The organism is uncultured Winogradskyella sp., from assembly GCF_947501905.1.
In the GTDB taxonomy this organism is placed as follows: domain Bacteria; phylum Bacteroidota; class Bacteroidia; order Flavobacteriales; family Flavobacteriaceae; genus Winogradskyella.
In genome coordinates this window covers 443,930-456,610 of record NZ_CANMXL010000004.1, presented here as the reverse complement: position 1 = coordinate 456,610, position 12,681 = coordinate 443,930, and the positions used below count along the sequence as shown (strand labels likewise).

The 12,681-nt window shown below is 33.0% G+C and carries 10 protein-coding genes; 1 reads left to right on the top strand and 9 read right to left on the bottom strand.

Annotation, left to right across the window (positions count from 1 at the left end; all coding sequences use genetic code 11):
• Positions 1 to 47 precede the first annotated feature (47 nt).
• Positions 48 to 1,661, top strand: coding sequence for a family 16 glycosylhydrolase (locus Q0770_RS11920; RefSeq protein WP_299117252.1), 1,614 nt, complete (start codon positions 48 to 50; stop codon positions 1,659 to 1,661).
• Here Q0770_RS11920 and ribB read toward each other — a convergent pair.
• From ribB to pheT, 9 genes are all read right to left on the bottom strand, one after another.
• A complete protein-coding gene (ribB, locus tag Q0770_RS11915; RefSeq protein ID WP_299117250.1) occupies positions 1,658 to 2,806 on the bottom strand; it encodes a 3,4-dihydroxy-2-butanone-4-phosphate synthase in 1,149 nt (382 codons plus the stop codon). The two genes, Q0770_RS11920 and ribB, sit on opposite strands and share 4 nt — an antisense overlap.
• Before the next feature lie 30 nt (positions 2,807 to 2,836).
• On the bottom strand, positions 2,837 to 4,819 hold the full coding sequence (locus Q0770_RS11910) for an LptF/LptG family permease (protein ID WP_299117248.1): 1,983 nt from the start codon (positions 4,817 to 4,819) through the stop codon (positions 2,837 to 2,839).
• Between the two features lie 2 nt (positions 4,820 to 4,821).
• Positions 4,822 to 5,457 carry an outer membrane lipoprotein carrier protein LolA gene (locus Q0770_RS11905; RefSeq protein ID WP_299117246.1) on the bottom strand — a complete coding sequence of 212 codons (636 nt, stop codon included), beginning with the start codon at positions 5,455 to 5,457 and terminating at the stop codon, positions 4,822 to 4,824.
• Positions 5,458 to 5,477: 20 nt separating this feature from the next.
• Positions 5,478 to 7,901, bottom strand: coding sequence for a DNA translocase FtsK (locus Q0770_RS11900; protein ID WP_299117244.1), 2,424 nt, complete (start codon positions 7,899 to 7,901; stop codon positions 5,478 to 5,480).
• A gap of 102 nt (positions 7,902 to 8,003) precedes the next feature.
• On the bottom strand, positions 8,004 to 8,411 hold the full coding sequence (locus Q0770_RS11895) for a hypothetical protein (protein ID WP_299117242.1): 408 nt from the start codon (positions 8,409 to 8,411) through the stop codon (positions 8,004 to 8,006).
• A 2-nt stretch (positions 8,412 to 8,413) separates the two neighbouring features.
• A complete protein-coding gene (locus Q0770_RS11890) occupies positions 8,414 to 8,794 on the bottom strand; it encodes a diacylglycerol kinase family protein (RefSeq protein ID WP_299117240.1) in 381 nt (126 codons plus the stop codon).
• Positions 8,795 to 8,797: 3 nt separating this feature from the next.
• The gene (gene tpx / locus Q0770_RS11885; protein WP_299117238.1) at positions 8,798 to 9,298 is read right to left on the bottom strand and encodes a thiol peroxidase; all 501 of its coding nucleotides are present in this window, start codon (positions 9,296 to 9,298) and stop codon (positions 8,798 to 8,800) included.
• Positions 9,299 to 9,375: 77 nt separating this feature from the next.
• Entirely contained in the window at positions 9,376 to 10,230 is an 855-nt protein-coding gene (locus tag Q0770_RS11880) for a phosphatase PAP2 family protein (protein WP_299117236.1), read from the bottom strand.
• A gap of 1 nt (position 10,231) precedes the next feature.
• Positions 10,232 to 12,664 (bottom strand): phenylalanine--tRNA ligase subunit beta, encoded by a 2,433-nt coding sequence (gene pheT, locus Q0770_RS11875; RefSeq protein ID WP_299117234.1) that lies wholly within the window; start codon positions 12,662 to 12,664, stop codon positions 10,232 to 10,234.
• Between the last annotated feature and the right edge of the window lie 17 nt (positions 12,665 to 12,681).

Below are 12,681 nucleotides of genomic sequence, written 5' to 3'. Positions count from 1 at the left end.
TTTGGATATTAGTCATTGCAATCTATTTTTGAAGAAATTGCATTTATATGAAGATAAAGTCACTACTTTTTTTACTTTTCTACTGTTTTAATCTTTTACTTTTTTCACAGCAAATACCATTAGATTTTTCTTCGGATGATGATAATTTCATTGGTTTTGCAGGAAGTAGTTTTACTTTTCGTAGTGATTCTCCATCTAGCTCTACAAATAGAGGTGGGCAATTTTTCAATGACGGTTTACAGGCTTATCAAGGTTTTTATTTAGACCTAGCGCAACCTATAGTATTGAATAATGATAATAAGTTGTTTTCTCTTAGGTTTTATTCTTTTGACCCTAACGATCACAATATCATATTAAAACTTGAAGACAATACCAATACTGATGTTGAGGTAATGATGGAATTTAGTGTGCCATCACCATCAGATTGGACTACAGTAGTTTTTGATTTTGCAAATGCAATAGAGAGCACAACAGGAAATCCTATAAATGCATCAGGAAGTTATAGTAGAATTACAATTTTTATTGATGGTGGTTCAACGACTTCTGGAACTTACGTTATAGATGATATTACAAATGGAGATGTTACACCACCTGTAAACCCACATACAATTGATGTTGTTTATGACAATCTCGTATGGTCCGATGAGTTTGATGGGATGGTTTCTAATACTGTAAAAGAAGCTATTAACTCAGATAATTGGCATCACCAAACACAATTGCCAAATGGTGTGAGTTGGTATAATGATGAAGAACAGCATTACACCAACCGTATTGAAAATTCCTTTGTAGAAGAGGGTAATCTCAATATTGTAGCAATTTTTGAAGGTAGAATAGCAAATGGAGAAGGTTTTACAGATCAAGGCATTACAAAAGAGTATACATCTGCTAGGCTTAATTCTAAATTTGCATTCAAGTACGGTAGAGTAGATGTACGAGCAAAACTACCTACAAATACTGGTACATGGCCAGCTATATGGATGTTAGGTAAAAATATAGATGAGCCTGGTGCTTATTGGCAAATAGAAGGATTTGGGACAACAGGTTGGCCAGCTTGCGGCGAAATAGACATTATGGAGCATGGATTACATGCTTTAAATGAAATTAGTGTGGCTTTGCATACACCATCAAGTTTTGGAAATACTATGAATTCTGAAACTAAACTATTACCAGATGTAGCTAATACGTTTCATAAATACTCTATGAATTGGTCACCAGATAAAATAGTATTTCTATTAGATGATGTCCCATTTTACACATACAACCCTTCTGTAAAGAATTCATCTACATGGCCTTTTGATGAAGAGCAATATTTATTATTGAATGTTGCGATGGGTGGCAATGCAATTCCAGATATTGACCCAATGTTTGTAGACGATTCAATGGTAATAGATTATGTAAGAGTATATCAAAGCTCTGCATTAAGTATTGAAGAGAATGCGATTTACGATTTTAAAATATATCCTAATCCAGCAACTAACAATGTTAGTATTTCTAGTCAATTACCTATAGATAGATTAGAGCTTTATAATTCTATTGGGCAAAAAGTTAAAACGATTAATAATGCGTCGTCAATAGATGTATCAGATTTGCGACAAGGATTATACTTTTTGAATATACAATCAGGAAACTCTGTAGTTACCAAAAAGCTTTTGGTTAATTAGTAATTTACGTAATCAATTATTTCTAAACCATAACCAATCATACCAACACGTTTGGTTTGCTCGCTGTTAGAAATTAATTTTATCTTACTAATATTTAAATCATGCAAGATTTGTGCACCAATACCAAAATCTTTTGTATCCATAGCAATACGAGGCGCTTTTGCAATTTGCCCTTCTTTTTGGCTGCTTTTTAGAATAGAAAGTCTACTTAATAAATTTGTAGTTTGGTTTTGTTGATTTATAAACACTATAGCACCTTTTCCGGCTTTATTAATAACATTAAACATGTTATCTAACTTCTTATCAGGATTGTTGGTTAAAGTACCTAAAATATCATTATTTACTAATGTAGAATTGATTCTAGTTAACACTTCGTCACCAGAATTCCAGTTACCTTTAGTTAACGATATGTGTATTTGATTATTCGTAGTTTGCTTGTAAGCACGCAATCTATATTTACCAAAACGTGTTTCAATATCAAAATCTTCTTTCTTTTCTATTAAAGAATCGTGTTCCATACGATAGGCTACTAAATCTTCAATAGACACAATTTTTAAATCAAATTTTTTGGCAACATCTACTAGTTGAGGTAAACGAGCCATAGTTCCATCTTCATTCATTATTTCAACAATGAAACCAGCTGGTTTAAAACCTGCTAAACGTGCAAAATCTATAGCGGCTTCAGTATGTCCAGTGCGTCTTAAAACACCGCCTTCTTTTGCAACTAAAGGGAAAATATGACCTGGTCTAGCGAGTTCAAAAGGCTTTGTGTCTTTGTCGATTAAGGCTTTTATAGTTTTAGCGCGATCACTTGCAGAAATACCAGTAGTAACACCATTTCCTCTTAAATCTACAGAAACAGTAAAAGCAGTTTCCATTGGATCCGTATTATTACGTACCATCATGTTTAGCTCTAATTCTTTACAGCGCTGTTCTGTCAAGGGTGTGCATATAAGACCACGCCCGTGAGTGGCCATAAAGTTTACCATCTCTGGAGTAACAGCTTCCGCAGCTGCTAAAAAATCGCCTTCGTTTTCCCTATTTTCATCATCAACTACAATAATCACCTTTCCTTGGCGAATGTCTTCAATGGCTTCTTCAATAGTATTTAGAATGATTTTTGTGCTCACAGTTTCAGTAATCATAACATGTATTTTGATATTGCAAAGATAAGCTTATTTTATTTGCTCTAAGCAACTTAAATGGAAGTCTTCTTTGACTCTTGTCTTTAATAAAAAGTGCTTTATTGGGTAGAAGGGCAAACTTAATAATATGAGTAACGGATTAACCCTTTTACTAGATTGACCTATAAATTTATAAAATTTGGAATAATATACAGACGAAACTATAACGTATAACCCAAAGATGCCAAAGGCTATAAAACTTAATGACTTTACAATTTCAGATAACTCAGGTAGTTTATTGTTTTTAAATACAAAATGAAGAATCAAGAATATAGCTCCTAAGCTGAATGTCAGTAAGTTAGTTTTTGAATAGTCTATGTAGTCTTTTAAATAAGATTTGGCATGTTTAATATTTTCAGGAACGACTAGTTCTTTTTCTTCTAGTTCCGCAATTGTAATTTTTCTATCAAATAAATGCTGAAGCGCTATTTGCTTTGGTTTTTTATCTAAGTCAAATTCATCTTGTGACTTTACAATATCAATTAGTTCATCAACAGAGTGTTTGTTGTAGTAGCTGTAGGATTGAATATTCTTAATATTGTTTAGTTCTGACTTTGGTTTAAAGGCAAAGAATTTTTTTAAAGGTACCGTTATAAAATCAAGATTTATTAGTCCTCTATCATTTGTAGCCCGATAAGTTAGATAGATACTCAAAGGCAACATTATTAAAGTTGATAACCAAGTTCCCAATGCTGGGTCTATAGCATCTGTTTTGGCATTATTTTTAATAAAAATCCCAATAAAATGATAAGTAAGAAACAATAATATGGCTATAACCATTGGTAGGCCGATACCGCCTTTTCTTATTAAAGCACCTAGAGGAGCCCCAACAAAGAATAGAATAATACAAGCAAAGCCTAAAGCATATTTTTCGTGCAATGCTATAATATGTCTATTTCTATTAGATGTTTGTGCGCTAAATGTTTTTTCGTTGGTTTGAATAATTTGAGAAGTACTAGTTGCAGTGTTAAATGCTAATCCTAAAATTTGAACCTTGGTTTTGGTATTAAAAAGGTCTAAGATATCTGCATTTTGAATAGTATCGTTAGTCGCTTCATAAGAGGTCTTTAGGTTAGCATACGTACTTCTATTATATAAACTTGTGGAAAATGCTTCAAAATCTTTACTCCGTTTTTTATACAAGCTATCTATTGAGTAATTTAAGTCACTAACATCTTGCATGCTGTATCTATCGTCAGTATTTTTCTCATCTACATCTATTTTTAAATTACCTAAATCTATGTTTATAGTATAGGTTTTAAATTGACTTTGAGCATGAGGTTTACGCTTATTGAATTTTCGTATATCTCTAGTAATTAGTTCGTCATAAAAATTGCCATCTGAGAGTTCAAGCTTAAGAATATTAGAATCTTCAGCACTTTTTAACTCTCCTTTTTCAGCAATAATAACGGTATAGTTTCCGCTTCTAAATGATTTTTTTTGATGAATGACAACTTTGTCTAGATACTGTCCTCGCTCACCACTTTTTTTATCAACTTTGATATTAATGTTACCAATAGTATTGAATTGCCCTTCGGCAATTGCCAATGCAGGTTTTACTTTCGCAATATTTCGTCTTAGATTATAAAAATTATACTCTCCCCAAGGAATTACATTATTGGCAAAAAAGAAACACCCAAAACCAAGTGCTACTATAAAAACAGATAAACTCCTCATTGCACGTTGCAGCGAAATTCCTGTAGATTTCATGGCCGCAAACTCATAGTTTTCTGCAAAATTTCCAAAAACCATGATTGAAGCTAATAAAACTGTTAGTGGAATAACAAGAGGAATTAACTTAGGAGAATAATAAAAAATAAATTTAAAGGTAGTTACAATATCTAAGTCTTTACCGGCTAACTCTGAGATATATAACCAAAGCCCTTGTAAAACAAAAATGAACATAAATATTACAAATATGCTCACAAATGTGTTTAGGTAGGTTTTTAATATGTACCTGTCTAAAATTTTCAAGTCTAATCTATTTTATTGATGTAATAGTCTTTGTACTTATTTTCATCAAAAGTAAATAGAGTTTTTGGTATAGCTTGGTTGGTTTTAAAAGAATTAACGGTTAATGTAGTTTTTGTGCCGTTTTTACCAACTTCTATCAAATTATAAATATGTTTTGTTGTAGCATCAATACCTAATAGAACATGCTTTATTTCTGCATTACTGTCAATAGGTGTTAATTTTACATACTGAATTTTTCTACCCTTAACATTCTGAACAATGTCCATTTTATAAGTGTAGCCATCTTCATAAAAAGATAACATCTTACTAGGTGTTATTGTGCCTTCATCTTCTGTATTTTCTGAAGAAATAGTTACTTCTTCATCTTCTGGACTAATATTGTATAGCGTTTTACCGTCGTAAATACGAGTTACGCCTAAAACGTTTAATACATATTTATCATCTTGTATTGTAACATCACCCTTGGTTTCTTGCGTAATATTTTCGCTAACATTATTAAGCTCGTATTTAAAATCTACACTAATGTTTTCATAAGCTTTAACTTTCTTGCTCACTTCATTTAAAAGCGCTTCTGCCTTGTCTTGTGCAAATACAGTACTAGTGATAATTAATGCTAAAAGAATACTTATTTTTTTCATTTTGTTTTATTAAATGCCAATTATTGGCTTTCGTTTTCTAATAATTGTTCAAGAGCCATTAAATCTAGAACTAGTACTTGGCGTGCTTTACTGCCTTCAAAACCACCGACTATTCCAGCAGCTTCTAATTGGTCAATAAGTCTACCAGCTCTATTGTACCCTAATTTAAGTTTTCGTTGTAATAAAGATGCTGACCCTTGTTGCGCTGTGACTATAATTTGAGCAGCTTCTTTAAACAATTTATCTCTGTCTGCTATATCTATATCAAGATTTGTGCCACCCTCTTCGCCAACATATTCTGGAAGAAGATAAGCATCTGGATAGGCTTTCTGAGAGCCAATAAATTCAGTGATACGTTCTACTTCTGGTGTGTCAACAAAGGCACATTGTATACGGATTAAATCATTACCTTGAGTATATAACATATCGCCGCGACCAATTAATTGGTCAGCTCCAGAACCATCAAGGATAGTACGAGAATCTATTTTAGAGGTTACTCTAAATGCAATTCTGGCTGGGAAATTTGCTTTAATGATACCCGTAATTACATTTACAGAAGGACGCTGTGTGGCAATAATTAGGTGAATTCCAATGGCACGTGCTAATTGTGCTAAACGCGCAATAGGAGTTTCTACCTCTTTACCTGCAGTCATTATTAAATCTGCAAATTCATCAACTACTAAAACTATATATGGTAAAAACTGATGCCCATCATTTGGGTTAAGTTTTCGCTCTTTAAATTTCTTATTGTATTCAGCAATATTTCTACAAAATGCATTTTTAAGCAAATCGTAGCGGTTATCCATCTCAATACATAGTGAATTTAAAGTATTAATCACTTTAGTATTATCTGTTATAATGGCATCTTCACTGTCTGGTAGCTTGGCTAAATAGTGACGCTCTATTTTATTGAAGAGTGTAAGCTCCACTTTCTTTGGATCAACTAAAACAAACTTTACTTCCGCAGGATGCTTCTTATAAAGCAAAGAAGTCAGTACTGCATTAAGACCTACAGATTTACCTTGACCTGTTGCGCCAGCCATGAGCAAGTGAGGCATTTTTGCCAAATCAACAACTAGCGTTTCATTACTAATTGTCTTACCTAAAGCAATAGGTAATTGCATTGCTGAATTTTGAAATTTTTGTGACGCAATAGCTGAGTGCATCGATACTATTGTCGATTTCTTGTTAGGCACTTCAATACCTATAGTTCCTTTTCCTGGAATTGGAGCAATAATACGAATCCCTAATGCCGAAAGCGATAGGGCTATATCATCTTCAAGATTTTTAATTTTTGAAATACGAATACCAGCTTCAGGTACAATCTCGTATAAGGTCACAGTTGGACCAATCGTAGCAGAAATGCTTGTAATACCTATTTTGTAGTTATTAAGTGTCTCTACAATACGATTCTTATTTTCTTCAAGCTCGTCTTGGTCAATTGAGATGCCCTCGTTATCGTATTTTTTTAATAAATCTAATGGTGGAAATTGAAAATTACTCAACTCTAGTGTTGGGTCAAATTGTCCAAAATCCTCAACAAGTTTATCCGCAAGATTATCTGTCTCAGATTTTTCTTCTTCAGCAACCTCTATTTTCATTTCAACTTCAGGCTCAGGGTCTTTAATTATAACCTCCATTTCTTTCGGTGGTTCAACCTTAAGTTCTGCAGAATTATCTTTTTCTATTTTTGAATGTTTTGAAATAGTAGGCTCTACATTATCTAGAGGAATCTCAAATGCTGATTTTATAGATTCTGCCTCTTCCGAAAGACTATTGTCTATAGGAACTATTTTATCTTCAGTTGTATTTGATTCATTAGAAATGAAATCATCTTTGATATCTTTTTTAGCACTTTTAAATAAATTAACAAAAGTATCACCAGTGACATTAAAACGAATAGCTAAATACACAATAAGACCAAAGGCAAGTAGGAGAGCAGTACCTATTTTACCAATATAATCTTGAAAAAAGTGATTCATTTCATAGCCAATAACGCCACCAAGTATATCGTACTTGTGAGTGAAAAAGCCAAAAAATATAGATAACCATATCACGATTAGCGTTCCCCAAATCCAATGTTTACGAAGTCTAGATAACTTTAAATTTAATGTTACATAAACACCAGACAGAAATAATAACCCCGAAAATATAAACGACGGCAAACCAAATCCTTTGGTAATAAACCACTCGCTTAGCTTAGCTCCAAATTGATTAGCCCAATTTTTGGCTTCGACTTGTCTAGACGGGAATTCAGATAAAATGCTTTGATCCTCTTTACCTGTGAATAAGAAAGATACAAAGGAAATAAATAAAAGTACCCCCAAAATTATCAGTAAACTACCAACAATTAATTTTTGTTGGTTTGATAATTTTAAAGAGATAGGCTTACGCTTAGTCTTTGGTTTAGCTTTGGTTTTTTTCTTGGTTGTTCTTTTTGCCATTAATAAAATCCTAATAAAGGAAGTGATAGATTTAGTACTAAATCAAAAATACAAATAAGTAACGTTTATCCTAATGGTTTTGGTATTTATACTAACGTGTTATTAACAATAGTTTTGCAAAATTGCGTCAAGTTGGTCAACTGATTTTTTGAGATAGGATTGGTCACTCAAAAAATCGAATTCTAAAATATTATCAACACCCAAATACTCTTGATATTTCCCAGAAATATTTGCTTTTCCGTTATTGTAAATAACTTCTAATTCTAGATTATCTTCTCGAGAGTCAAATACGGCAATACCATTTAGCGAACTTTGACAAGCAACAAGTTTTGCATGAAAATTTCGCAATTCAAATAATGATATATAAAAATGACTATTGACAGAATATGAATTAATTTCTATCTTGATTTGTACCCTAAAGTCAGTTATTCTATTTGAAGAGTTTTCAAAGACTTCATCTATTCTTATTGATATTGAAGCATTTTCACCACAAATCTCAAATGTATCCATTTTTAAAAATTAAACACCTTAGGAATATAAATAATCCCAGCAGCAATAATCGCAGCTATGGAAGCAATAAGAACTGCGCCAGCACCAATATCTTTAATGAGGCCAATTTTTGGATGATGGTCAGGGTGAATAAAATCTGCCATATATTCGATAGCGGTATTTACACCTTCAACACTCATAACCATGGCTATCATCACTAGTTGAATCAGCCATTCTGTAGTAGAAATATTAAAATAAATTCCGGCAATAGTTACAATTGAGCCAATGATGAGCTGAAGTTTTATACTGTTTTCAGTCTTGACCAAAACTACCAAACCCTTAAAAGCATAACCTACACTTTTAAGGCGATTGACTCCAAAAGATTCTTTATTCCTATTTGGCATATATTAGTTTAAAGCATTTAAAGCTGCTTCGTAGTTTGGTTCTTCACCAGTTTCTGAAACTTGCTCAGTATGTAAAATAGTTCCGTCTGTATCTACAACAACAACAGATCTTGAATGAAGCGACTCAAAAGCACTATCTTTAAAAGTAACACCATAAGTATTTCCAAAATCTCCAGTCTTATAATCTGAAAGGTTTATAACATTATCTAAGCCCTCAGCACCACAGAAACGAGCCATAGCAAATGGCAAATCTTTAGATATGCATAGTACTTTAGTATTTTCTAAACCACTAGCTTTTTCATTAAAGGTTCTAATAGATTGTGCACAAACACCTGTATCAACACTCGGAAATATATTCAATACTAATCTTGAACCATCAAAATCTGTTAAAGTTTTATCTGCTAAATCTGTATTTGTCAATTTAAAATCTGGAGCTTTTGATCCAGTTTCTGGAAGGTTGCCTACAGTTGTTGCAGGGTTACCACCTAATGTAATATTTGCCATAGTTTATTTTTTTATTTCTGTTAAAAGTAAAGAATATAGATATGTTAAATGTGAATAAAATGATAAATAATTCACACCTAGAAGGTACCAACTAAACCAATTTGATTTGTAGAAAATCTAAGATTCCAAGAAATCATTTTTTTCTTCTTTGGATAATCATAAGCTTCTTCTTCAAATAAGAATTTATCAATGGCATCGACAACAATAATACTAAGTGCCGCACTAAAAGCAATATCTGTAAACCAATGGGCATCATCTATTAACCTAGATATTGGAGGTATTGCACCAACGGTATATATACCAGCTTTTACCCAAGGGTTTTCAAACTGTTTAGCAATAGAATGTGCCATGGTAACAGATAATACGGTGTGACCTGATGGAAATGACCGAAAACTTGACTCGTTAGCAAATGAAGAAAATTCTAAATGACCAGCTTCTCTGCTTGGCCTTGCACGGCCAATAGCATTCTTTGTAAATGTTTGTATTAAGCCTGTAGTTAATGATGATGAAATGATAAGAACACTGGTTTTTCTAATCTTTTCATTTTTTGTAAAAAGTCCAAAACCATATAAACCTGCATTTGCCATAAAATAGTTTTGTGGACTACCAAAATACCATCCAAAATCTCTAACAACTTGTGGAAAATCACTTCTTTGATTTTGGATAAACTCCTGTATAGGCTCATCAGTAAAAGTAAGTGCTGCAGTACCACCAAGTAAAATACCTAATTTGGCAAAGTCCTTTCCTTTCCAATGTAAAGGTCTAGTAAACGCATGACCGACGCTTTTTAAAGTATACCTCGTGTCGTATTTGGCCATCTGCCAAATGGTTTGAGGTTTTGTGCTATCTATCTGAGTTTTGAGTTGTTGTGAGTTAGACGTATTAATACTTAATAATAAAAAACCAATAAGAAAAATAAGTCTATATCTCATACTATCTTAATTCTGCACCAAGTTTAGACTCAAAATTAGTCTGTAGCTTGTTCATTATTTTATCAATTTGTTTATCAGTCAGAGTTTTATTTTCATCTTGTAAAGTAAAACTCACGGCATAACTCTTTTTACCATTTGGTAAGTTTTTACCTTCATAGACATCAAACAAATTTACATTTTTTAATAACTGTTTTTCAGTTTGCTTTGCGATAGTGAAAATATCCTCGAAAGTAACAGTATTGTCTATAAGTAAAGCAAAATCGCGACGAACCTCTGGATACTTTGGTATAGCTTTAAACTTTATACTATTATGCTTTGCCATTTCTAATACATTATCCCAATTAAAATCTGCAAATAGTACATTTTGAGAAATTCCAAAATGCTTAAGTGTTGCTTTTTTAACTAAGCCAAAATCTACCATTTTAAGTTTTCCTAGAGATAAGCTCATGCCTTCACTAAATAGGTCTGATTTTAGTGGAGAAGATTTCAATCGATGTAATCCTAAACGTTGTAAAATGATTTCTACTGTACCTTTTAAGTAAAAGAAATCACTTGGAGATAACTGAACTTTAGGGTCCCAATATTCATCTGATTTATTTCCAGTTACAAACAATGATAAATGCTTGTATTCTTCACGCTTCTCTGAATATTGATGATAAGTTTTACCAAACTCAAATAACTTTAAGTCACCACGTTTTCTGTTAATGTTATACGAAACAGCTTCTAAACCAGAGAATAATAATGATTGACGCATGACGCCTAAATCGTTACTCAATGGATTGAGCATTTCTACATTATGCTCAGCATCTAACTGAGCACTAAGTTCCATATATTTTGGTGTGGTTAATGAGTTAGCCATAATTTCAAAAAAGCCTTGAGAAGCTAATTGATTCCCTATAATATTCTGAAGTTTATAATCTTCAAAACGTGTAGAATTTGAAATTGAAGCATTTAGCTTTTCGGTAGTTCCAACATTATTATAGCCGTACACACGTAATATTTCTTCTATAATATCAGCTTCACGTTGTACATCGTTTCTGTATGCAGGAACAGTAAGTCCTAAACCAGTTTCGGTAACATTATTAACTTTTATTTCAAGAGAAGTTAGAATACTTTTGATAGTCTCTCTTGGGATTTCTTCACCTATTAATTTCTTTGCGTTATCAAAGCTTAAACGCACTTCAAAATCACCGATTTTATTAGGATAAGTGTCAGACACATCACTTGATATTTCGCCTCCTGCTATTTCTGTAATCATTAAGGCTGCACGCTTTAATGCATATTCAGTAATATTAGGGTCAATGCCACGTTCAAAACGGAAAGAAGCATCTGTATTTAATCCATGACGTTTGGCAGTTTTGCGTACACTCACAGGATTAAAATATGCACTTTCTAAAAAGATACTAGTTGTTCCTTCAGAAACACCAGAGTTTATGCCTCCAAACACACCTGCAATACATAGTGGTTTTTCGGCATCACAGATCATTAAATCATCTTTATGCAGCTCACGCTCTACCTCGTCAAGTGTTGTGAATTTTGTTCCAGCTGTACAAGTTTTTACTTCAATTTTATTGCCTGAGATTTTATTTGCATCAAAGGCATGTAAAGGTTGTCCTAATTCGTGAAGTACATAATTAGTAATATCTACAATATTATTAATAGGTGATAAGCCAATCGATTTTAAGCGATGTTGCAGCCAGCTAGGTGAGTCTTCAACCTTTAATCCAGAAATGGTAACGCCACAATAGCGTGGTGCTTTTTCTTTGTCTTGGACATCAACATCTATTTTTAGTGTTCTGCTATCTACATGATACGAGCTAACGGAAGGTGTAATCAATTCTAATTGTACATCCTTTTGCAATAAGCCAGCTTTAAGGTCACGGGCAACACCATGATGACTCATAGCATCAGCACGGTTAGGTGTTAAACCTATTTCAAAAACACTATCATTTTCGATTTCAAAAACTTCAGAAGCAAGTGTGCCTACTTTTAGTTTGGCATCTAAAACCATAATGCCATCATGAGATTTGCCTAGGCCAAGCTCATCTTCAGCACAAATCATCCCATGACTTTCTTCTCCACGTATTTTCCCTTTTTTAATTTTCCAAGCTTCACCTTCTTCAGTATATAATGTAGTACCAATAGTTGCTACAGGTACTTTTTGTCCAGCCGCTACATTTGGTGCACCACAAACTATTTGTAAAGGTGCTTCTTCGCCAATATTTACCGTAGTAACTTTTAATCTATCTGCGTTTGGGTGTTGCTTACAAGTTAATACTTCTCCAACAACAATACCTTTGAGTCCGCCTTTTACAGATTCGTAAGTCTCAATACCTTCAATCTCTAATCCAAGGTCCGTTAACAACTCACCAGTCTTTTCGGCATCCCAATCTATCTTAATAAACTGCTTTAACCAGTTGTAAGAAATCTTCATAAATCTCAATCTTATTT

Bases quoted from the DNA above. Each gene is read 5' to 3' on its own strand.
- Q0770_RS11890 (WP_299117240.1), bottom strand. From the start codon at position 8,794: ATGCCAAATAGGAATAAAGAATCTTTTGGAGTCAATCGCCTTAAAAGT.
- Q0770_RS11905 (WP_299117246.1), bottom strand. From the start codon at position 5,457: ATGAAAAAAATAAGTATTCTTTTAGCATTAATTATCACTAGTACTGTA.
- ribB (WP_299117250.1), bottom strand. From the start codon at position 2,806: ATGATTACTGAAACTGTGAGCACAAAAATCATTCTAAATACTATTGAA.
- Q0770_RS11900 (WP_299117244.1), bottom strand. From the start codon at position 7,901: ATGGCAAAAAGAACAACCAAGAAAAAAACCAAAGCTAAACCAAAGACT.
- Q0770_RS11880 (WP_299117236.1), bottom strand. From the start codon at position 10,230: ATGAGATATAGACTTATTTTTCTTATTGGTTTTTTATTATTAAGTATT.
- tpx (WP_299117238.1), bottom strand. From the start codon at position 9,298: ATGGCAAATATTACATTAGGTGGTAACCCTGCAACAACTGTAGGCAAC.
- Q0770_RS11895 (WP_299117242.1), bottom strand. From the start codon at position 8,411: ATGGATACATTTGAGATTTGTGGTGAAAATGCTTCAATATCAATAAGA.
- Q0770_RS11920 (WP_299117252.1), top strand. From the start codon at position 48: ATGAAGATAAAGTCACTACTTTTTTTACTTTTCTACTGTTTTAATCTT.
- pheT (WP_299117234.1), bottom strand. From the start codon at position 12,664: ATGAAGATTTCTTACAACTGGTTAAAGCAGTTTATTAAGATAGATTGG.